The organism is Microbacterium sp. 10L49 (assembly GCF_056395125.1).
Map to the genome: position 1 here is coordinate 325,418 of NZ_JBFTIW010000002.1, position 22,180 is coordinate 347,597.

16 protein-coding genes are annotated in these 22,180 nt (G+C 71.9%); 11 read left to right on the forward strand and 5 right to left on the reverse strand.

Annotated elements, in window-relative coordinates:
- Positions 1-54: 54 nt before the first annotated feature.
- Positions 55-1,746 (reverse strand): urocanate hydratase, encoded by a 1,692-nt coding sequence (gene hutU / locus AC1DCT_RS06020; RefSeq protein ID WP_477428014.1) that lies wholly within the window; start codon positions 1,744-1,746, stop codon positions 55-57.
- Positions 1,739-3,280, reverse strand: coding sequence for a histidine ammonia-lyase (gene hutH / locus AC1DCT_RS06025; RefSeq protein ID WP_477428016.1), 1,542 nt, complete (start codon positions 3,278-3,280; stop codon positions 1,739-1,741). The genes hutU and hutH overlap by 8 nt, the downstream gene beginning before the upstream one ends.
- A gap of 290 nt (positions 3,281-3,570) precedes the next feature.
- On the opposite strand from hutH, the gene AC1DCT_RS06030 reads away from it, so the two are divergent.
- The 8 genes from AC1DCT_RS06030 to AC1DCT_RS06065 all read left to right on the forward strand — a co-directional run bounded on the left by AC1DCT_RS06030 (position 3,571) and on the right by AC1DCT_RS06065 (position 13,781).
- Entirely contained in the window at positions 3,571-4,905 is a 1,335-nt protein-coding gene (locus AC1DCT_RS06030) for a purine-cytosine permease family protein (RefSeq protein ID WP_477229497.1), read from the forward strand.
- A gap of 86 nt (positions 4,906-4,991) precedes the next feature.
- A complete protein-coding gene (locus AC1DCT_RS06035; RefSeq protein ID WP_477428017.1) occupies positions 4,992-6,539 on the forward strand; it encodes a hydantoinase/oxoprolinase N-terminal domain-containing protein in 1,548 nt (515 codons plus the stop codon).
- A gap of 1 nt (position 6,540) precedes the next feature.
- Entirely contained in the window at positions 6,541-7,644 is a 1,104-nt protein-coding gene (locus AC1DCT_RS06040; protein WP_477428019.1) for a DUF917 domain-containing protein, read from the forward strand.
- Entirely contained in the window at positions 7,641-8,735 is a 1,095-nt protein-coding gene (locus AC1DCT_RS06045) for a DUF917 domain-containing protein (protein WP_441976394.1), read from the forward strand. Before AC1DCT_RS06040 ends, AC1DCT_RS06045 begins: the two co-directional genes overlap by 4 nt.
- A 103-nt stretch (positions 8,736-8,838) precedes the next feature.
- Positions 8,839-9,846, forward strand: a complete 1,008-nt coding sequence (locus tag AC1DCT_RS06050) for an S-methyl thiohydantoin desulfurase domain-containing protein (protein WP_477229501.1) — start codon at positions 8,839-8,841, stop codon at positions 9,844-9,846.
- Entirely contained in the window at positions 9,843-11,432 is a 1,590-nt protein-coding gene (locus AC1DCT_RS06055; protein WP_477428021.1) for a PucR family transcriptional regulator, read from the forward strand. The genes AC1DCT_RS06050 and AC1DCT_RS06055 overlap by 4 nt, the downstream gene beginning before the upstream one ends.
- A gap of 89 nt (positions 11,433-11,521) precedes the next feature.
- Positions 11,522-12,259 carry an IclR family transcriptional regulator gene (locus AC1DCT_RS06060; protein ID WP_440734088.1) on the forward strand — a complete coding sequence of 246 codons (738 nt, stop codon included), beginning with the start codon at positions 11,522-11,524 and terminating at the stop codon, positions 12,257-12,259.
- A 58-nt stretch (positions 12,260-12,317) separates the two neighbouring features.
- Positions 12,318-13,781 carry a glycosyltransferase family 39 protein gene (locus tag AC1DCT_RS06065; protein ID WP_477428023.1) on the forward strand — a complete coding sequence of 488 codons (1,464 nt, stop codon included), beginning with the start codon at positions 12,318-12,320 and terminating at the stop codon, positions 13,779-13,781.
- A gap of 127 nt (positions 13,782-13,908) precedes the next feature.
- On the opposite strand, the gene AC1DCT_RS06070 is transcribed toward AC1DCT_RS06065, so the two are convergent.
- Positions 13,909-14,694, reverse strand: coding sequence for a helix-turn-helix transcriptional regulator (locus tag AC1DCT_RS06070; protein WP_440733686.1), 786 nt, complete (start codon positions 14,692-14,694; stop codon positions 13,909-13,911).
- A 153-nt stretch (positions 14,695-14,847) separates the two neighbouring features.
- Between AC1DCT_RS06070 and ilvD the strand changes: the two genes are divergently transcribed.
- Positions 14,848-16,704 (forward strand): dihydroxy-acid dehydratase, encoded by a 1,857-nt coding sequence (ilvD, locus tag AC1DCT_RS06075; RefSeq protein ID WP_477428025.1) that lies wholly within the window; start codon positions 14,848-14,850, stop codon positions 16,702-16,704.
- Positions 16,705-16,798: 94 nt separating this feature from the next.
- On the opposite strand, the gene AC1DCT_RS06080 is transcribed toward ilvD, so the two are convergent.
- Positions 16,799-17,476 carry a FadR/GntR family transcriptional regulator gene (locus AC1DCT_RS06080; RefSeq protein WP_477428027.1) on the reverse strand — a complete coding sequence of 226 codons (678 nt, stop codon included), beginning with the start codon at positions 17,474-17,476 and terminating at the stop codon, positions 16,799-16,801.
- A 167-nt stretch (positions 17,477-17,643) separates the two neighbouring features.
- Between AC1DCT_RS06080 and AC1DCT_RS06085 the strand changes: the two genes are divergently transcribed.
- Positions 17,644-19,428, forward strand: coding sequence for a 2-isopropylmalate synthase (locus AC1DCT_RS06085; RefSeq protein WP_477428029.1), 1,785 nt, complete (start codon positions 17,644-17,646; stop codon positions 19,426-19,428).
- Between the two features lie 164 nt (positions 19,429-19,592).
- On the opposite strand, the gene AC1DCT_RS06090 is transcribed toward AC1DCT_RS06085, so the two are convergent.
- On the reverse strand, positions 19,593-20,603 hold the full coding sequence (locus tag AC1DCT_RS06090) for a LacI family DNA-binding transcriptional regulator (protein ID WP_477428030.1): 1,011 nt from the start codon (positions 20,601-20,603) through the stop codon (positions 19,593-19,595).
- 112 nt (positions 20,604-20,715) lie between these two features.
- Here AC1DCT_RS06090 and AC1DCT_RS06095 point away from each other — a divergent pair, with 112 nt between their 5' ends.
- The gene (locus tag AC1DCT_RS06095) at positions 20,716-22,161 is read left to right on the forward strand and encodes a purine-cytosine permease family protein (protein ID WP_441976406.1); all 1,446 of its coding nucleotides are present in this window, start codon (positions 20,716-20,718) and stop codon (positions 22,159-22,161) included.
- Positions 22,162-22,180 lie beyond the last annotated feature (19 nt).

The window sequence follows — 22,180 nt, forward strand, 5'->3', positions numbered from 1 at the left end:
CGACAAGCTCAGGGACCGGCACAAGGCGGGACGCGTGATGTGGGTCGGAACCGCTCAGAGCCCCATCGGGACCTTGAGCCCGCGCTCGCGCGCGATGTCCTTCGCGTGGTCGTAGCCCGCGTCGACGTGCCGCATGACGCCGGTGCCCGGGTCGTTGGTGAGCACGCGCTCGAGCTTCTCGGCGGCCAGCGCGGATCCGTCTGCGACGGTCACCTGACCGGCGTGGATGGACCGGCCGATGCCGACGCCGCCGCCGTGGTGCAGCGACACCCAGCTGGCGCCCGAGGACGTGTTCAGCAGCGCGTTGAGCAGCGGCCAGTCGGCGATCGCGTCGGATCCGTCCTTCATGGCCTCGGTCTCGCGGTACGGGCTGGCGACGGAGCCGGAGTCGAGGTGGTCGCGGCCGATGACGATCGGCGCGGACAGCTCGCCCGAGGCCACCATCTCGTTGAACTTCAGGCCCGCCAGGTGGCGCTCCTTGTAGCCCAGCCAGCAGATACGCGCGGGCAGACCCTCGAAGTGCACCTTCTCGCCGGCCTTCTCCAGCCAGCGGTGCAGGGCGGCGTCCTCCGGGAAGAGCTCCGCGATCGCGCGGTCCGTCTTGTAGATGTCCTCCGGGTCGCCCGAGAGCGCAGCCCAGCGGAACGGGCCGCGGCCCTCTTCGAACTGCGGGCGGATGTAAGCCGGCACGAAGCCCGGGAACTCGAATGCGCGGTCGAAGCCACCGAGAACGGCCTCGGCGCGGATCGAGTTGCCGTAGTCGAACACCGCGGCGCCCGCGTCCTGGAACGCGACCATGGCCCGGACGTGCGCGGCCATGGCCTCGCGCGAGCGGCGGGTGAACTCCTCGGGGTCGCGCTCGGCCTCGGCCTTCCAGTCCGCGACCGAGATGCCGATGGGCAGGTAGGCGAGCGGGTCGTGCGCGCTGGTCTGGTCGGTCACGATGTCGATCGGCACACCGCGGCGGAACAGCTCCGGGAAGACCTCGGCGGCGTTGCCGACGATGCCGACCGAGAGCGCCTCGCCGGCCTCCTTGGCGGCGACGGCGCGAGTGATCGCCTCGTCGAGGTCGGTGTAGTAGACGTCCAGGTAACCGTGGTCGACGCGGCGCGCGAGCCGCGACTCGTCGACGTCCACGATGAGGCAGGCACCGTCGTTCAGGGTGACCGCGAGCGGCTGTGCGCCGCCCATGCCGCCGGCGCCGCCGGTGAGCGACAGAGTGCCCTTGAGCGACTCCTTGCCCAGCGAGCGGGCCACGGCGGCGAAGGTCTCGTAGGTGCCCTGCAGGATGCCCTGGGATCCGATGTAGATCCAGGATCCGGCCGTCATCTGGCCGTACATCATCAGGCCCTCGGCCTCGAGCTTGCGGAACTCGGGCCAGGTGGCCCAGTCGCCGACCAGGTTGGAGTTGGCGATGAGCACGCGCGGGGCCCACTCGTGCGTGCGGAACACGCCGACCGGCTTGCCGGACTGCACGAGCAGGGTCTCGTCGGGCTCGAGCTCGTCGAGGGTGCGCACGATCGCGTCGTAGGCCTCCCAGCTGCGCGCCGCGCGGCCGGTGCCGCCGTAGACCACGAGGTCCTCGGGGTGCTCGGCGACCTCGGGATCGAGGTTGTTCATGAGCATGCGCTTGGCGGCCTCGGCGCCCCAGCTCTTCGCGGTGCGCTCGTTGCCGCGGGGGGCGCGGATCGAACGGGTCGGGTCCGACAGGGTCGGGCCGGCAGTGGTGGTGGTGGTGTCAGTCATTCGCGTGCTCCTTCGCAATCGCAGCGATCTGGCCGGACTGCACGAGCGCAGTCACGGCCTCCATGTCAGGGCTGAGGAATCGGTCCGGGCCGGGGCCGCCGGCCACGGTACGGACGAGGTCGCGGACGGCGCCGGTGGCGGGTCCGGCCTCGAGCGGCGCGCGCAGGTCGAGCGCGCGGGCGCCGGTGAGGATCTCGATCGCGAGCACGCGGCCGAGGCCGTCGATCGCGCGACGGAGCTTGCGGGCCGCAGCCCAGCCCATCGACACGTGGTCCTCCTGCATCGCGGAGGACGGGATCGAGTCGACCGAGGCCGGCACCGCGAGGCGCTTGAGCTCGGAGACGATGCCGGCGGCCGCGTACTGCGCGATCATCAGGCCGGAGTCGACCCCGACCTCGTCGGCGAGGAACGGCGGCAGGCCGTGGCTGCGGGCGGGGTCGAGCGCGCGGTCCGTGCGGCGCTCTGCCACCGAGGCCACGTCGGCGACCGAGATCGCGAGGAAGTCGAGCACGGCCGCGACGGGAGCGCCATGGAAGTTGCCGTTGGACTCGATCCGGCCGTCGCTGGTGACGACCGGGTTGTCGACGACGCTCGCGAGCTCGCGCTCGGCGATCATGGTGGCGTAGGACGCGGTGTCCCGGGCGGCACCGTGTACCTGCGGCGAGCACCGCAGCGAGTAGGCGTCCTGCACGCGGCCGTCGTCCGGGCCCTTGTGGCTGGCGACCATCGGGGAGGATCCGAGGAAGGCGCGCAGGTGCGCTGCGGAGACCGCCTGGCCGATCTGCGGGCGCAGCGCCATGAGGTCGGCGGCGAAGACCGCGTCGGTGCCGAGCTGCGACTCGATCGACATCGCAGCCGAGATGTCAGCGGTGATGAACAGGTTGTCGAGGTCGTGCAGCGCGAGCGACAGCATGCCGAGCATGCCGTCGGTGCCGTTGATGAGGGCGAGGCCCTCCTTCTCCTGCAGCTCGAGGGGCGCGATGCCGGCGGCGGCGAGCGCGTCGGCGGCCGGGACGAGATCGCCGGCGGCGTTGCGGACGTCGCCCTCGCCCATGCTGGCGAGCGCCACGTGGGCGAGCGGGGCCAGGTCGCCCGAGCATCCCAGCGAGCCGTATTCGCGGACGATCGGGGTGATGCCGGCGTTGAGCATCGCGGCGTAGGTCTCGACGACGACGGGGCGCACGCCGGTGTGGCCGGACGCGAGCGTCTGCAGGCGCAGCAGCTGCAGACCGCGGACCACCTCGGTCTCGACCTCGGGTCCGGTGCCGGCCGCGTGCGAGCGGATCAGGCTGAGCTGCAGCTGGCGGCGACGCTCGGGGGCGATGAAGGTCGTGGCGAGGGCGCCGAAGCCCGTCGAGACGCCGTAATGCGGCTTGGGGTCGGCGGCCATGCCTTCGATGACGCCGCGGGAGGCGGCGACGCGGTCGAGCGCACCGGCGTCGATGACGACGGGTGCGAGGTAGCGGGCGACGGAGACGACGTCCTCGGGGCGCAGGGGCGCCGCACCGATGGTGACGGGGGAAGTGTGGGCCATGAGACGATTTCACACCCTCGGCCGCCGCTCGGACAGTGCCCGGGACGACGTCCTGTCTGGAATCACAGACATGTAGACGAAGGCTGCGCACCGCCCTGATGGGCCCCGGGTGACCCGGGAGGGATCGGGATCGAGCGAGCCTGGATCCTCCCGCGACTCCCGACATCCGACGCACAAGATGTGCGAAATGTCGAACAGATGATGAGATCAGTGCGGATAGCACATGGTGGGTCGCGCAACGCGTCACTAGCGTGAGCGGCACCATCCTCTTCCGCCCGAAGGAAACCACCATGGCCCGTATCGCGCCGCACGACGACTTCGCCCTCTCCCGCGTGACTCCCGAAGCGCGAAAGCCCTGGTTCGGCATCGCCGTGCAGCGCTTCGGCCAGGTCTCCGCCCTGTCGCAGTTCCTCCTCGGCGCGACGCTGGGATACGGGATGACCTTCGGGGAGGCCGCGCTCGCGTTCCTGCTCGGATCCGTCATCCTCGAGGTCATCATGTGCATCGTCGGATTCATCGGGCAGCGCGAGGGCCTGAACACGGCCCTCCTCGCCCGCTGGACAGGCTTCGGCGAGATCGGCGCGGCGCTCGTGGGCCTCGCGATCGGCATCAGCCTCATCGGCTGGTTCGGCATCCAGTCCGCGATCTCCGCGCAGTCGCTCGACGCGCTCATGCCCGGCGTGCTGCCGACCTGGCTGTGGAGCCTGCTGTTCGGCCTCGCCGTCACCGCGATCGTGGCCTTCGGCTTCCTCGGCATGCAGTGGCTCGCGAACATCACCGTGCCCCTGTTCCTCGTGCTCGTGGGCTGGTCCGTGATCTCGGAGCTCAGCCGTCACGACCTCGGCGCACTGCTCACGAGCCCGGCACCGGGCCCGCACATCACCGTCTGGGCCGGCACCGGCATCGTCGCCGGCGGCCTCATCGTCGGCGCCATCATCACCGGCGACATGACGCGCTTCAACCGCTCCCGCGCCGACGTCGTCAAGCAGACCGTCGTGGGCGTCACGCTCGGCGAGTTCGTGATCGGCCTGGCCGGCGTGCTCCTCGCGCACGCCGCGAAGTCCGGCGACATCGTCGCGATCGTCACGAGCTCGGTCGGCCTGGTCGGCCTCATCATCGTCATCACCGGAACGCTCAAGATCAACGACTGGAACCTCTACTCGTCGGCCCTGGGCCTGGTGAACTTCGTCTCGACGACGTTCGGCAAGAACCTGCACCGCGTGACGACGACGATCGTCCTCGGCATCGTCGGATCCGTCCTCGCCGCCGCGGGGATCCTCGGGCAGTTCACCCAGTTCCTCATCGTGCTGAGCGTGGCGTTCCCGCCCATCGCGGGCATCATGGTCGCCGAGTACTTCATCGTCCGCCGCTGGCGCGGGGACCTCGACGCCAGCCGTGAGGAGGGCGTGCTGCCCGCCTCCGCCCCGCGCATCGTCCCCGCCACGATCGTGGTCTGGGTGGTCTCGTCGCTCGTCGGCTACTTCGTGACCTGGGGGATCCCGTCCCTCGTCAGCCTGTTCCTCTCGATGGTGCTGTACATCGTGGCGGGCAAGCTGGGCCTCGTCCGCGGGGTCGGCGCCGTCCCCACCCGTCAGGCCGATCCCGCCGAGGCCGCGGCCGCCTGATCCCCAGACTCCGTCGCGGGGTGCGGCGCCTTCCGACGCCCCGCGACGGGACCATTCGTCCCAGAACCACCGAGAAAGCGAGAACCATGCACATCGGCATCGACGTCGGCGGCACCAACACGGATGCCGTCCTCATGGACGGCGCCCGCACCCTCGCCGGGGTGAAGCACTCCACCACCCCCGACGTGACCGACGGGATCGCGCAGGCGATCGAGGATCTTCGGGCACACCACCCGTTCGAGGGATCCGACATCGAGGCCGTCATGATCGGCACGACGCACTTCATCAACGCGCTCGTGCAGGCCAGCCGCCTCGCGCCCACCGCGGCCCTGCGGCTCGGCCTGCCCGCGACCCGCGCCCTCCCTCCGCTCGTGGACTGGCCCGGTGAACTGCTCGAGGCCGCTCAGGCGCGCAGCTATCTCGCGCACGGCGGCTACGAGTTCGACGGCCGCCCGATCTCGCCGCTCGATCCCGAGGAGCTGCGCGGGATCGCCGCGGACATGAAGGCGCACGGGATCCGCTCTGTCGCGATCTCGGCCGTGTTCAGCCCGGTCAACCACGACCTCGAGGTGCGCGCCGCGGAGATCCTCGGCGAGGTCCTCGGCGACGACGTGGCGATCTCCCTCTCGCACGAGATCGGCCGGATCGGCATCCTCGAGCGCGAGAACGCGACGATCATCAACGCCGCCCTGCGCGAGCTCGCCTCCGAGATCGTCGACGGCCTCACCGCCGCCGTCCGGGCGCACGGCATCGAGGCGCCGATCTTCCTCAGCCAGAACGACGGCACGCTCATGGACGACGAGTACGTGCGCCGCTATCCCGTCGCGACCTTCGCCTCCGGCCCGACCAACTCGATGCGCGGAGCCGCGGCCACGAGCGGCCTGCAGGACTGCGCCGTGATCGATGTGGGCGGCACCACGGCGGACATCGGCCTGCTCGTGAACGGCTTCCCCCGCGAGACCGCGAACGAGGTGAAGGTCGCCGGCATCCGCACGAACTTCCGCATGCCCGACGTGCTCTCCCTCGGCATCGGCGGCGGGAGCATCGTGGACGAGGAGACCGCCGAGGTCGGCCCCGCCTCGGTCGGCTACCGCCTCGGCACAGAAGCGCTCGTCTTCGGCGGCTCGACCCTCACCGCGACCGACATCGCGGTCGCGGCGGGGCGCGCCGAGGTCGGCGACCCCGCGAAGGTCGCGCACCTCGATCCGGAGTTCGTGGCGCGCGTGCTCGCGCGCATCGCCGAGCGGGTCGCGGAGGCCGTGGACCGGATGCGCACCTCCCCCGACCCGATCGCAGTCGTCGCGGTCGGCGGCGGATCCATCCTGCTCCCCGACGTTCTGGAGCCGTTCGGCCCCGTGCACCGCCCGGAGAACTACGCGGTCGCGAACGCGATCGGCGCGTCGATCGCCCAGGTCGGCGGCGAGATCGACAAGGTCTACGCGATCGCCGCCGGCGCGCGCGACGAGACCATCGCGGCCGTCCGCGCCGAGGCCGTCGACAAGGCGATCGCCGCCGGCGCGAAGCCGTCCACGGTCGCGATCATCGACTTCGACGAGGTCCCGATCCCGTACCTGCCCGGCAACGCCACGCGCATCCGCGCCAAGGCCGTCGGCGACCTGGACATGGGGGCCTGAGATGGGCTGGCAGATCGACACCGCGCAGATCGAGGATCTCGCCCGCGGCGCCGCCGTGTTCGGCACCGGCGGCGGCGGCGATCCCTACATCGGATCCCTCCTCGCCCGGCAGGCGCTGTCGGACGGGCCCGTCCCCGTCCTCGACCTCGCCGAAGTCCCCGACGACGCGCACGTGCTGTTCGTCGCGATGATGGGCGCACCGACCGTCATGGTGGAGAAGCTCCCGAGCCTGGACGAGGTCGTCGAGCCCGTGCGCGCCCTCGGCTCGCATCTGGGACGGCCCGTCACCCACATCGCGTGCGCCGAGGTGGGCGGCGTGAACTCGACGATCCCCGTCGCGGCCGCCGCCGCGCTCGGACTGCCGCTCGTGGACGCCGACGGCATGGGCCGCGCGTTCCCCGAACTGCAGATGGTGCTGCCCACGCTCATCGGCGTCACCGCCTCGCCCCTCGCGCTCAGCGACGAGAAGGGCAACGTCGCGGTCCTGCAGACGATCGACAACACCTGGACGGAGCGGATCGCACGCGTCGCGACCGTCGAGATGGGCTGCTCCACGATGATCGCCGGGTTCTCCATGACGGGCGCACAGGCCCGCGCGGGCCTCGTCGGCGGCTCGCTCTCGCGGTGCATCACCGTGGGGCGGGCGATCGCGGAGGCCCGTGCAGCGAAGACCGATCCGGTCGAGGCCGCGGTCCGCGAGCTCTCCGGACGCGAGCTCTTCGACGGGAAGGTGATCGACGTGCAGCGCGCCACGACGACCGGCTTCGCTCGTGGTCGCGCCCGAATCGAGGGCGAGGGCGGTGCCGCGCTCACCCTGCAGTTCCAGAACGAGCACCTCGTCGCCGAGGCCGACGGGCGGATCCTCGCCACCACGCCCGACCTCATCATGGTCGTCGAGGGCGAGTCCGGGGAGCCGATCACGACAGAGGCCCTCCGCTACGGCCAGCGCGTGCGCGTGCTCGCGGCCCCGGCCGACGAGCGCTGGCACTCCGCCGAGGCGCTCGCGATGGTCGGTCCCGGCTACTTCGGCTACGACATGCCGGCCCATCGCTACGACGGCACGGTCTCGACCGGAGAACCCCTCGTGACGGCGGGCGCGGCATGAGCTGGCAGCTCACGGCCGCTGATCTCCCCGACCTCGCCCGCGGCGCCACACTGCTCGGCACGGGCGGCGGCGGCGATCCCTACATCGGCAGCAAGCTCGTCGAACGGGTGCTCGGCGACGGGGCGATCACGATCCTGGATCCGGAGGAGCTTCCCGACGATCTCTTCGTGATCCCGACCGCGCAGATGGGCGCGCCGACCGTGATGGTCGAGAAGATCCCGGCGGGCACAGAGCCCACGCTGGCGCTCAGGGCGCTCGAGGCGCACCTGGGGCGCACGGCCGACGCCACCATGCCGATCGAGTGCGGCGGGATCAACTCGATGATCCCGCTCGTCGTCGCCGCGGAGACCGGGCTTCCGGTGGTCGACGCGGACGGCATGGGTCGCGCCTTCCCCGAGCTGTCCATGGAGACGTTCGCCGTGTACGGCGTGCACGGCTCGCCCCTCGCCCTCGCCGGCGAGCGCGGGGAGACCGTCATCATCGACACCGGCGACGACGACCGCCAGATGGAGTGGCTCGCCCGCGCGATCACGATCCGCCTCGGCGGCGTCGGGCACATCGCGGAGTATGCGATGTCCGGCGCGGACGTGCGCCGGACCGCCGTTCCGCGCACGATCTCGATGGCGCTCGCCCTCGGCCGCGCGATCCGCGAGGCCCGCGCAGAGCACCGCTCCCCCTTCGAGGCGATCGCCGACACGCTCTCCCGCACCCTCTACGCCCACGTACGCGAGCTCGCCGTGGGCAAGGTCGTCGACGTCGAGCGCCGCACCACCGAGGGATTCGCGAAGGGACGCGCCGTGATCGCGCCGCTCGAGGGCGACGGCTCTTTCGAGATCCTGTTCCAGAACGAGAACCTCATCGCCCGGCACGACGGCGAGGTCGTCGCCATCGTGCCGGATCTCATCTGCGTCGTGGATCACGAGACCGCCGAGCCCATCACGACCGAGGGGCTGCGCTACGGCCAGCGCGTGCGCGTTCTCGGCATCTCGACGCCGGACATGATGCGCACCGAGGGCGCCCTCGCGGCCTTCGGCCCCTCCGCCTTCGGTCTCGCCGAGCCGTTCCGCCCGGTCGAGCGGCTGGGCGTCTGAGCCTGATCCAGGAGCCGGACCCGAACCGGCCCCTGGATCCGATCCGGATCCGATGCGAGGCCTCTAGTCTGGGACGATGGCGTGGCGACTACGAGCCGGGGACGTGACCGCGCTCGCGCTGGGCTGCGCGCTGCTCGGCTCGGGCGGCGGCGGCACGACCACCATGCTCGAACTCATGCTCGCGGGTGACGATTCCGGCCCGCATCCGCTCGTCGACGTGGAGGAGCTGGATCCCGCCACTCCCTGCTTCGGCGCCGCGTTCGTCGGCTCCACGATCCTGCTCGGCGAGCGCATGCCGGGACTCGCACCGTTCGGACGCCTGGTGGCCGCGGCGGAACGCTGGCTCGGCACGCGGATCCCCGCCGTCTGCTCGATCGAGGGCGGCGGCATGAACAGCCTCGTTCCGTTCCTGTTCTCCGGCGAGCGCACGATCGTGGACGCCGACTGCACGGGCCGCGCCGTGCCGGAGCTCGACCAGATGTCGCTCTTCGTCGACCGGGTGCCGGGGCTCGTGTTCACGTGCGAGAGCGGTGCCGGCGGCGTCGCCCTCGTGGAGACGGACCGCGCCGTGGACGCGGAGCGCATCATCCGCTCGGCGATCATCCAGGCGGGAGGGAGCGGTGCGGCCGTGCTCGCGGGCTTCACGGTCGGCGATCTCCGTGAGCACGCCATGCCAGGACACCAGCGGCGCGCGCTCGCCCTGGGGCGCGCCTTCCTCGCGGCCCGGTTCTCGCCGACGGCCGAGCTCGCCGCGGGGCTCGGGGCGCGCCTGCTGACCGAGGGACGGATCGACCGGATCTCCCCGCACCACGCCGACCCCCACGTGCAGTCCGTCGAGATCGCCGGCCCCGGTGGGGCGATCGACCGTGTGGTGACCCGATCGGAGGCCCTCGCCGTGCTCAGCGACGGCGCGCTGCTCGCCTCCGCACCGGCGATCATCGTGATGCTCGACGCCGCGTCGCGCGAGATCCTCCAGGTCACCGATCTCGTTCCGGGACGGCGCGTCGTCGTCCTCTCGCTGCCCGCGCCGGACTGGTGGCTGGAGCGCCCCGAGCGCCTGCGCCGTGTGCTGCCGTCGACGTACGGTCTCGCCGAGCTGGACGCCGCATGACCGCCCGGCTTTCCCTCGCGGGCCTCCGGGCGCACCCCGAGAACGGGGGCCTGCGCCGGATCGCCGGCCCGGAGGACGCCGCGTGGGACGCGGTCGCCGTGGAGTCGGCGGAGGCGGACCTGCCGACGCTGCCCGACGGCGGCCTCGCCGCACTGCCTGACGGCGCCCTCGCGGTGCTGCTCGACGCCGCGCCCGAGACGCCCTGGCAACAGGACGCGATGCTGCGCCGGATCCGCGAGCGCGGCTTCCGCGGCGTCGCGCTGCCGGGCGCCGCCGGGTTCGACCCCGGCGCGCAGCGGCTCGCGGAGCGGCTGGGGATCTGCCTGCTCGACGTGGAGCGACCCATCGTGCTCGCCCAGGCGTGCTGGATGCTCGTGCAGGCGCAGGACGCGCTCACGCTCTCGCACGTGCGCAAGGTCGCGCGCTCCTTCGAGTATCCGGCCCGGGATCTGTCGGATCTGCTGCGCCAGATCTCCGCCACGCTCGGCCATCCGCTCGCCCTCGTGGACGGCACCGACGTGCTGCATTCCTCGGGCGGCGAACTCGATCCCGCCCTGCACGCCGCGATCGACTTTCGCCCCTGGATCGACATCGCCCGCGCGGGGAACCGCACCGCGGCCTCCGTCCGCGTGGACAGCCCGAGTCGGCCGGGCCTGCGCCTGGTCGTCTTCGGCGAGGGGCTGAGCGAGAGCCAGCTCGCCGCGCTCTCCGTCGCGGCCGAGGTCGCGATGCCGGCCGTCGCGGCGCGAATCCTCATCGACGAGGTCGCGGAGGTGAACGACGTCTCGGCCTCCTCCGCCCTGCTCCGCGACTTCGTCGACGCACGGGGCCTCGCCGATGACGACATCGAGCGCCGCATGGGCGAGCGCGGCTGGCGCACGACAGGACATCATCTCGGCTTCCGGATGGTCGGGCGCGGTCGGCTGGATCCGCTGCCGCTGCTCCGCGCCGTGCGCGCGGCGCTCGGCAGGATCCCCGCGGAGGCGCACGTCACCACCGCCGGGCGCGGGCTGAGCGGCTGGCTGGCGTTCTCCGAGGCACCGGATCCCGCGACCGTCGAACAGCTGGCGCGCGGGCTGCGCACTCTGCACCGCGAAGTGGGACGAGCCTTCGCGATCGCGACGGGCGTCGGTTCACTGCAGCGCGGTGCCGCAGGGCTCGCCGCGACCCTGGATGAGGCCGCGGATGCGGCCCGGATCGCGGCGTCGCGCTCGGCGACGGGCTGGTTCGTCCGTGTCGACAGCCTCGGGCTCGAGCAGCTGCTGCTGGCCTGGACCGGCAACGACACCTTCGTGCCCGCGGCGGAATCGCTCCTCGCGCCGCTGCAGGGCGCGACAGGGGACCTGCTGCGCACGCTCTCCGCCTACCTCGACCAGGAGTCGAGCCTGGTCGCGACCGCCGAGGCGCTGAACCTGCACCGCAACACGGTCGCGGTGCGGATCCGGCGGGTGCAGGAGCTCCTCGGCGTCGACCTGACGGATCCCGAGACCCGCCTCGCGATGCACCTCGCCTGTCGCGCCGTACTCGCGCCCGCGGCGGGCGACGGCGTCACGGCACGACGCGAGCATGGGATCCTGGGAGCGTGAACGCCGATCGCACGGACCACGGCGCCGGGACGGACTCGCCGACGAACGCCCGCGACGACAGGCCCCAGGTCCCCGCCGCCGACCACACGCTGCGGATCCTGCGGTTCCTGGCCCGCCGGGCAGGACCGGTCGCGGCGTCCGCGCTGGCGCGCGAACTCGACATCCCGCGCTCCACGGTCTACCACCTGCTCACGACGCTCGAGGCGCACGGGTTCGTGGTGCACCTGCCGCAGGAGCGCCGCTGGGGACTCGGCACCAGCGCCTTCGAGCTCGCCGGCGGGTACGCCAGACAGGAGCCCCTTGCCCGGCTCGGGCGCCCGCTTCTGGCGGGTCTCGCCGACCGCCTCGGCGAGAGCGCGCACCTCGCCGTGATGACCGGCCGCGACGTGCTGTACATCGTCGAGGAGCGTGCTCTGCGCCGCCCCGCCCTCATCACCGACGTGGGAGTGCGCCTGCCCGCGCACCTCACCGCGACCGGCCGGGCGATGCTCGCCGCGCTGCCCCGCGAGCAGGTGCGCGCGCTGTATCCGGATGCGGCGGCGTTCGCGCAGCGCTCCGGCGGTGGCCCGTCTCGCCCCCGCGAGCTGAACGAGCTGCTGCGCGAGGTGCGTCGCGACGGCGTCGCCCGCGAGGACGGCGAGGTGACCCCGGGGTTCCGGTCGGTCGGCATCGCCGTGCGCGACCACGTCGACTGGCCGGTGGCGGCCGTCGCCGTCACCTGGTCGGAGGAGGGCTCCGTCGACGAGACGGCGATCGTCGATGCCGTGACCGAGACCGCCCGGCAGCTGCAGCGCCGGCTGGGCTACGGAGCGCGCGCCGGCTCCTGACGGACAGTCCGTTCGGCGGGCGCACAGCCCGGGCCGGGAGGATCGGCGAGTGCGGAGGATGACGGATCCAGCCCAGATTCGACGCGTCGCCGTGATCGCAGGCGTCGTCGGCCTGCTCGCGGGCGTGAGCGGATCCTGGATCCCGTCGTTCTGGGGCGACGAGGCCGCGAGCGTCATGTCGGCCTCGCGCACCTGGCCGGAGCTGGGGCGCATGCTGCAGACCGTCGACGGCGTGCACGGCGCCTACTACGCGTTCCTGCATGTGTGGATCGATCTGTTCGGTGCGAGCGAGTTCTCCGTGCGGCTGCCCAGCGCGATCGCCGCGGGGCTCCTGGCCGCCGGCACCTCCATGCTCGCCGGGCGCCTCGGCGGTCCGCGACTCGCCCTGGCCGCCGGCCTCATCGCGGCCCTGCTGCCCCGCACCGCGGTGATGGCGGCGGAGGCGCGATCGTACGCGATCGGATCCGCGATCGCCGTCTGGCTTACCGTGCTCCTGCTCGCGGTGCTGCGGCGCAGGCATTCGTGGTGGCTCTGGGCCGTCTACGCCGCTGGAACGGCCGCCGCGATCTACGTCTTCCTGTATCTGGCCCTGCTGCTCGTGGTGCACGGCGTCTTCGTGCTGATCTTCCACCGCCGCTCGCTCGCGCGCTGGTCGGGCTGGGCTGCGTTCGCGACCCTGTTGGCGGTGCCGATCGTGCTGCTCGCCGCCGCGGAGCAGAACCAGATCGGCTTCCTCGCGCACCGCGACTACATCACGCCGCTGAACGTGTTCGCGCTGCAGTGGTTCGACCCGGTGACCGCCTGGCCGTGCGCAGCGCTGATCGCGATCGGCGTGGTGGCGGCGTTCCGTGACCGCCGACACGACGTCGAGCACGCCCGCCTCGCGCTGCTGGCGCTGATCTGGCTGGCGCTGCCGACCGCGGCGATCTTGCTCGCGAGTGTCACGATCGCCCCGATGTACACCGTGCGGTATCTGTCGTTCTGTGCCCCGGCCGCAGCGGTGCTCGTCGCGCTCGGTGCGCGCGCCGTCGCCCGGTGGTCGGCACGGGGAGCAGCGGCGCGCGCACCGCTGATCGCAGGGCTGGTGCTCGCCGCGCTGCTCGTGGCGTTCGTGCCGAATCTCGTGGTGCAACGCGGGCCCTACGCGAAGGACGGCAGCGACTGGCGCGAGGCGGCGGCGTATCTGCACGACCACGCCCGGCAGGGCGACGCCGTGGTCTACGACGACCGCCCCAAGGACTCCGAGGCCCCCCGGCTCATCGCCGCCGTCTATCCCTCGGACGTCGCCGCGCCGCGGGACCCCGCGCTGATCGCCCCCTTCCGCACGCAACCGGGCCTGTGGGACCGCACTCGCCCCAACGACGTGCTCACGGCCGCCGACCTCACACCCGACGTCTGGGCCGTCGAGCGCGGCCCCGATCCCGAGCGCTCCCCGGACGTGCGGCACCTGGAATCGCTCGGCTATCGGATCTCCTCCGTCCACCGGATCAACGTCACGACCGTACTGCTCCTGCGGCGCTGAACCGCCCGGGCGGTGGACCCGTCGGCCGCGCACCCGTCGCACCCCCGCTCCCGTCGCAAAGGTTGCCGCTCTGATCCCGTCATAGCGGCAACCTTTGCGACGGGAGCAAGAACCGGACGGGGCCGCGTCAGACCGGCACGTACATCACCACGGTCAGCCCCGGTGCGTCCGCCGGTACGAGGCTGTGGTGCTCGAAGACCAGCCGCCCGTCGGAGCGATGCTGGAACACGCGCTGGCGGGAGGCGAAACGCTCGACCGCATGCTCGGCCCATTGGATCCGGAAGTCGGCGCTCGCCTCGATCAGCCGCTCGATGAGCGCGCGGTGCCGATCCGAGCTCAGCCTCACACCCGACTCCGCACGGAACTCGGCGAGGAAGCGGCGGCTCTCCTGATCCCAGTCCGGGAGCATGCGGCGCAGCCGCGGATCCGTGTAGATCAGCCAGAGCAGATTGCGATCCTCGGGGTCGACCGTGGCGATCCGATCGTAGAGCCGGGCGTACGGCGCGTTCCAGCCGACGATCGCCCAGTCGCTCGCGACCACGAAGGCCGGGAAGGCGAGCGCGTCGACGAGCCGCTGCAGATGGTCCGGGATGCGCTCGGGCTCCTCGGCGGCGCCATCCTCGTCGGGGCCCGCGAGCCGCACCACGTAGTCGATCTCGGCCGGGCTCAGCTGCAACACGCGGGCCACGGCGCCGAGCACCTGGCGGGAGACGCCGATGTCACGCCCCTGCTCGAGCCAGGTGAACCAGCTCGCGCTGACCCCGGCGAGGGCCGCCACCTCCTCGCGGCTGAGGCCGATGTCGCCGCGCCGAGCGGCCTGCGGCAAGCCCAGCGCGGAGCGGCTCGCGGCACGGCGGCGCGAGGCGAGGAACTCCCCCAGCTGCTCGCGGCGGGGCGTGCGCGGGCGGATCATGCCCGCCGTCCTGTCCGGTCCGTGCCGCCCTGCGCAGAAGACGCGTTTCCGCCGTGATCGCCGCCCATGCCCAAACAGTACTCCGAGTACTAGTACAAACCCTCCTCGCTCACGGACTCGGCAGAAGCTCGCGGCAGGTCCACAATGGGTCCCATGGTCGCTTATCGCTCTCGCACGGTCACCCACGGACGCAACATGGCCGGCGCCCGCGCCCTCTTCCGCGCCGCCGGCGTCGACGGCAAGGACCTGGGCCGCAAGCCCATCATCGCCGTCGCGAACTCTTTCACCGAGTTCGTGCCGGGGCACACGCACCTCGCCCCGGTCGGGCGCATCGTCTCGGAGGCGATCAGCGAGGCGGGCGGCATCCCCCGCGAGTTCAACACGATCGCGGTCGACGACGGCATCGCGATGGGCCACGGCGGCATGCTCTACTCGCTGCCCTCACGCGACCTCATCGCCGACTCCGTCGAGTACATGGTCAACGCGCACTGCGCCGACGCTCTGGTCTGCATCTCGAACTGCGACAAGATCACCCCAGGCATGCTGCTCGCGGCGCTCCGCCTGAACATCCCCACGGTGTTCGTCTCGGGCGGCCCGATGGAGGCCGGTCGCGCCACGCTCGTGGACGGCACCGTGCGCTCGCTCGACCTCGTCGACGCGATCAGCGACGCGGTGAACGAGAAGATCTCCGACGCCGATATCCTGCGCATCGAAGAGTCGGCCTGCCCGACCTGCGGATCATGCTCGGGCATGTTCACGGCGAACTCGATGAACTGCCTCACCGAGGCGATCGGCCTCTCCCTGCCCGGCAACGGCTCGGTGCTCGCGACGCACACCGCCCGCCGCGCACTGTACGAGAAGGCTGGATCCCTGGTCGTCGACATCGCCCAGCGCTACTACGAGGGCGACGACGAGAGCGTGCTGCCCAAGAGCATCGCGACCGAGGCCGCGTTCGGCAACGCGATGGCGCTCGACATCGCGATGGGCGGATCCACGAACACGATCCTGCACCTGCTCGCCGCCGCGCATGAGGCCGGGGTGGACTTCGGCCTCGCCGAGATCGACGCGATCTCACGCCGGGTGCCGTGTCTCGCGAAGGTCGCCCCGAACTCCGCCGGTGGCAAGACGTACTACATGGAGGACGTGCACCGCGCCGGCGGCATCCCCGCCCTGCTCGGAGAGCTGCGTCGCGGCGGCCTCCTCGACGACCAGGTGCACACGGTGCACGCGGCGACGCTGGGCGAGTGGCTGGACGAGTGGGACATCCGCGGCGGATCGGCCTCCGAGGTGTCGCAGGACCTGTGGCACGCGGCACCCGGCGGTCGCCGTTCGTCCACCGCGTTCTCGCAGTCGGAGCGCTGGGCCTCGCTCGACACCGACGCCGAGGGCGGCTGCATCCGCGACGTCGCGCACGCCTACTCGAAGGACGGCGGTCTCGGCGTCCTTCACGGCAACATCGCCGAGAACGGCGCCGTGGTGAAGACGGCGGGCGTGGACGAGTCGATCTGGACGTTCTCCGGCCCCGCCGTGGTCTGCGAGTCGCAGGACGAGGCGGTCGAGAAGATCCTGAACAAGCAGGTGAAGGAGGGCGACGTCGTCGTCATCCGCTACGAGGGCCCGAAGGGCGGCCCCGGCATGCAGGAGATGCTCTACCCGACCTCGTTCCTGAAGGGCCGCGGGCTCGGCAAGGCCTGCGCACTGATCACCGACGGGCGCTTCTCGGGCGGCACCTCGGGCCTGTCCATCGGGCACGTCTCCCCCGAGGCGGCCGCGGGCGGCATGATCGCGCTCGTCGAGGACGGCGACATCATCTCGATCGACATCCCGACCCGCAAGCTCGAGCTCGACGTGCCCTGGGAGGTGCTGGAGCGTCGCCGCGAGCACCTCGAGGCCAATGGCGGTTACCGGCCGCGCAACCGCGTGCGCGAGGTCAGCCCCGCGCTGCGCGCCTACGCGCACTTCGCCCAGTCCGCCGACAAGGGCGCGATCCGCATCGTCCCGGAGCTCTGAGCCGGGCCGCGCCCGGCGCGTCCGCAGGTCCGCAGGTCCGCAAACTACCGAACCCGGATCCGAGGCGCCGGGCCGCGGCGCCGGGCCGCGGCGCTCACCGCAGGGCGTTCTTGAGCGAGGCCAGGTGCTCCCGGCTGAGTCCCGCGGCCAGCGCGGCGTCGCCGGCGCGGATCGCATCGGCGAGACACACGTGCGCGGCGTGGTCCTCGGCGCCGCCGAAGGCGGTGCGGATCCGCAGCATCGCGATCATCGTCTGCCGCAGCCGCGGCGTGAAGCCGTCGAACAGCTCGGTGAGGATCGGATTCGCCGCCGCGACGACGATCGCGCGGTGAAACGCGAGGTCGGCGTCGACGTGCTCCTCGAGCTCGGCGCGGTGCTGCTCCCGCACATTCAGGGCGCGCCTGATGGCACGCAGGTCGTTCGCGCTGCGTCGCTCGGCCGCGAGCGCGGCTGCCTCGCTCTCGATCGCGGCCCGCGCCTCGATGACGCTGACGATATCCGCGCGCTGCAGCACGGCGTCCCAGTCGTCGCGCACGTCGAGCGCTGAGACGAAGACACCGGCGCCCTGCCGCGCCGTGAGCACCCCCTGCCCGGCGAGCTGCCGGATCGCCTCGCGCACCGTCGAGCGCCCCACCCCGAGCTGGGCGGCGAGCGTCGTCTCCCCCGGCAGGCGTGCGCCCAGCGCCCACTCCTCGGCACGGATCCTGCCGAGGAGCACATCCGCCGTCTGATCCGCCATCGACGGACGCCGCACGGCATCGCTTCCCGACATCGCCACTCCTCAACTTGTCTGCGGAGTTAACGCTACACTGCCTGCATGCACCTGCGCGCTCTCCTTCTCCTTCGCCGCCACGACGGGGTCTGACCGGACCGTCTCCCCCGTCGTGGCTGATGCGCCGCGCCGGTCGCCGAAACCGCAGTCGAAGGAACAGAGGATCCATGAGCAGCACCACCTTCCCCGGCATCTCCACGCCGGCCGGCCCCGTCCCCGCGCACGCCCCCGCGTGGAATCGCCAACGGCACTCGCAGATGCCGTCCCACCGCTACGCCGACCCCTACGACCGGGTGTCGATCCCCGTCGCCGACGCCGAACGCACCTGGCCGACGCGACGACTCACGGCCGCGCCGTTGTGGGTCCCCGTCGATCTCCGCGACGGCAACCAGGCGCTCGCGGAGCCCATGGATCCCGCCCGCAAGCGGCGCTTCTTCGACCTCATGGTCGCGATGGGCTACAAGGAGATCGAGGTCGGCTACCCCTCCGCCTCGCAGACCGACTTCGACTTCGTCCGGTTGATCGTCGAGCAGGGCATCGCCCCCGAGGACGTGACGATCGTCGTGTTCACCGCAGCACGACGCGACCTCATCGCCCGGACGGTCGAGGCGGTCCGCGGCATCCGCAACCCCGTCGTGATCCACCTGTACACCGCGACCGCGCCGGTCTGGCGAGAGACGGTGCTCGGCCGCGATCGCGACGAGCTGCGGGAGCTGATCCTGGACGCGGGGCGCGATGTGCTCGCCCTCGCCGGAGATCTGCCGCGCGTGCGCTTCGAGTTCTCGCCCGAGGTGTTCATGCTCACCGAGCCCGACTACGCGCTCGAGGTCTGCAATGCGATGACGGCGCTCTGGGAGGCGACGCCGGAGCGCCCGGTGATCCTGAACCTGCCCGCCACGGTCGAGATCGCGACACCCAACGTCTACGCCGACCAGATCGAGTACATGCACCGCACCCTGGAGCGCCGCGAAGGCGTGATCCTCTCGGTGCATCCGCACAACGACCGCGGCACGGGGATCGCGTGCGCGGAACTGGCGCTGCTCGCCGGCGCCCAACGGATCGAGGGGTGCCTCTTCGGCAACGGCGAGCGCACCGGCAACGTGGACCTCGTCACTCTCGCCCTGAACCTGCACGCCCAGGGTATCGATCCGATGCTCGACTTCTCCGACATCGACGAGATCCGGCGCACGGTCGAGCACAGCAACCGGATCGAGGTGCACCCGCGTCACCCCTACGTCGGCGACCTCGTGCACACCGCCTTCAGCGGCACCCATCAGGATGCGATCCGCAAGGGCTTCGCCGAGCACCGGGAGCGCGCCGCACGCGAGGCGCAGCCCGAAAGCGAGATCGCCTGGCGCGTTCCGTACCTCCCGGTCGATCCGGCCGATCTCGGCCGCTCCTACGACGCGGTGATCCGCGTGAACTCGCAGTCGGGCAAGGGCGGGATCGCCTACCTGCTCGAGACGGAGTTCGGGATCCGGCTTCCGCGTCGGCTGGAGATCGACCTGGCCGGGCACGTGCAGCGGCACGCCGACCAGAGCGGCCTCGAGCTCGACGCGCACGCGCTCTGGCGCATCTTCGACGAGGCGTATCTCGGAGATCGGGGGAACCCCCGCATCGCGCTCTCCGATGTCCGCATCGAGGAAACCGCCGCCGAGTCGCGCGTCGCGTTCCGACTCCGCATCGACGATGTCGAGACCAGGGCCGAAGCGGTCGGGCTCGGTCCGGTCGAGGCCGTCACGGCCGAGCTCGCCCGGCGCGGCGTGGCGATCGAGGTTCTGGACCTGCATCAGGCGAGCATCGGATCCGGCAACGCCGTCGAGGCACTGACCCTCGTCGAGACCCGCACCCCCCAGGGCAGGGCGTGGGTCGCCGGGCGGGATCGCTCGGTGCTCACCGCGACACTGAACGCGGTCCTCGCCGCCGCGGAGGCCGCCCTCCGCGCGCCCTGACGCGCAACGGGCGGAAGCACGCGGCCGGAGCGAGCCGCGCGGATCCGGCTCCGCGCCGCTGGTCGATCGCAACTCTGCAGGACGCATCCGCCGTGAACGTCCTGCAGAGTTGCAGACCTCCTCCGCCCGTGGCCCGGCCGCCCGATCCCCCCGTGCCTGACCGTTCAGGCTCTGGTCGAGGTCCGCACGACCAGGGTGCCGTGCGCGGGCGGGGGCACCTCGAGCGTGAGAGCCGGTTCGAGCTGCCGCAGCAGCGCCGCGGCCGCCTGACGACCCAGCGCCTGCGGCTGCAGATCGACGGCGGTGATCTCCGGGGCCGAGTTGCGCAGGCCGTCCGCATCGGATCCGCACACCACGCGCACGTCCTCCGGCACGCGCACCCCGCGCGCGACGAGCCGGTCCACGAAGGCACGGGCGTGGTCGCTGGTCATGCAGTACACGCCGTCGGGCGGTTCGGGCAGGGCGAGCAGCTCATCGGCCGCCGCCGCACCCTCTTCCGGATCCGACCGCTCCGGCACGTACCGCACGTGCTGCACCGCGGGAGGAGTGCGTTCCCGATAGCGCCGCACGGTCGCCGCGTTCCACTCGATCGGATCGGTGCCCACGACGAGCGCGATGCGGGTCGCGCCGGCGGCGGTGAGGTGGTCGAGCACCCGATCCGTGATGAGCTCGGTCGCGATGTCGACGACGTGCGGGTCGTCGGGATCCGCCGGATCCGCGCCGACGAGCGTGTAGGGCATGCCGCCGGCGCGCATCGCGGCGATCAGCGGGTCGCGCTCGACGGGGTCGGTCACGATGATGCCGTCGCACGCCCAGGCCGTGCTCGGAGCATCCGGCACGGTGGGGTCGGCGACGAGCATGAGTGCGTACCCCTGACCGAGCGAGGTCAGGGCGGCCGCCCCGGCGAACCGGGGGAAGTAGTCGACGTCCTGGATCTGCTGCGGCGCGACGCCGACGGCTGGCCGCAGCACCAGACCGATCACCCCGAGCCTGCTGCGGCGCAGCCCGCTCGCGACGACATCCGGGTGGTACCCCAGGGCCGTCGCCGCCGCGCGCACGCGCGCCTGGGTCGCCGGATTCACGACGCCGTTGCCCGAGAAGGTGTGCGACACCGTGGTCACCGACACTCCTGCCCGACGGGCGACGTCGCGGATTGTGGATCGCTGTCTGCGCATTCCGTGATGATAATCGCGGGATCCGCTTGTCCAAATCGTTTTGGATCCTTAGCGTTGCGTGTCGAGCGCGAACAAGGACGTCGCGCACCCGACCTTTCGCCCTGGAGGATCCATGTCGCAGGCGACACCCCCCGTCACCGATTCCGCCCCCGCCCTCACCCATCCCGTGCCCACCGACAGTGCCGTCCGCGTCGAGACGCACGGCATCGACTACATCCCCGACGGCGAGCGGCACGGCCGCGCCCGCGACCTGTTCGCCGTATGGGCGGCGCCCAACGTGAACTTCCTCGCGGTCGTCATCGGCGCGACCCTCATGCTGCTGGGGCTGAACCTGTGGCAGGCGCTGCTCGTCATCGTGATCGGCAACCTGTTCTCGATCATCACCGGCATCGTGGCCGCCTCCGGTCCCGCCGCCGGCACGCCGAGCGAGGTGATCACCCGGGCGATGTACGGCGTCACCGGCAACCGCTTCAACGTCGCGATCGCGGGCTGGCTGATCAGCGTCTGCTACCTCGCGATCAACTGGGCCGCGGCCACCACGGTCGCGGTCGGACTGCTCGGCCGGCTCGGCGTGCCCTCGTCGCCCTGGACCATCGCGCTCAGCGCGATCGTGATCGCCGCCGCCACCATGGTGATCAGCGTCTACGGCCACGGACTGATCATGCGCCTGTACCAGCCGCTCGCGGTCGCGCTCGCCGTGATCTTCGCCGTGATGGCGGTCTTCGTCGTCGGCGGCGCGCACTGGGGCTACACCCCCGCCGAGCCGCTGCACGGCCTGGACCTGGTGGCGATGATGGCCGCCGGCATCGCGCTGGTCGCCTCGAGCCCCCTGTCGTACACGAACAGCGCCGACTTCGCGCGCTACCTGCCCGCGAGCACCCGTGTGCGCGACGTCGCCCTGTGGACGACGCTCGGCATGGTCATCCCCGGCGTGCTCGCCACGTTCGTGGGCGCGCTCGCGGCGAGCGCCGTGGACATGTCGGATCCGGAGGCGGGCCTGGAGAAGTTCCTGCCGGGCTGGTTCGCGCCGGTCTTCCTCATCTCGGTCATCGTCGGCACGATCGCGAACAACGCCATGACCGCCTACAGCTCCGGCCTGGCCCTGCAGGCCGTCGGGATCCGCCTCCCGCGGTCGCGCACCGTGCTGCTGGACGGCACGGTCGGCGTGCTGATGACCCTGTTCGCGCTCCTCGTGTGGAACTTCCTGGACAGCGTCTCGAGCGCCCTGCAGCTCGCGGTCGCGATCCTCGCCCCGGTCATGGGCGTCTACCTCGCCGACATGCTGTGGCGCCGCAACCGCTACGACGGCGCGGCACTCGCAGACGACAGCCACGGCAGCCGGTTCTGGTTCAGCGGCGGCGTGCACATCGCCGGCGCGGTGGCCGTGCTCGTCGGCATCGGCGCCGCACTGCTGTGCAGCGCGACCCTCGTCTACGTGGGCCCGGTCGCCGCGCTCATCGGCGGGATCGACCTGTCGGTGCCGGTCGGCCTGATCGTGCCGTTCGTCATCTACCTGGCGCTGGTGCGCCGCTCGCCCCGCTCGCAGGCCTCGCTGTGAGTCCCCGGATCCGGACAGA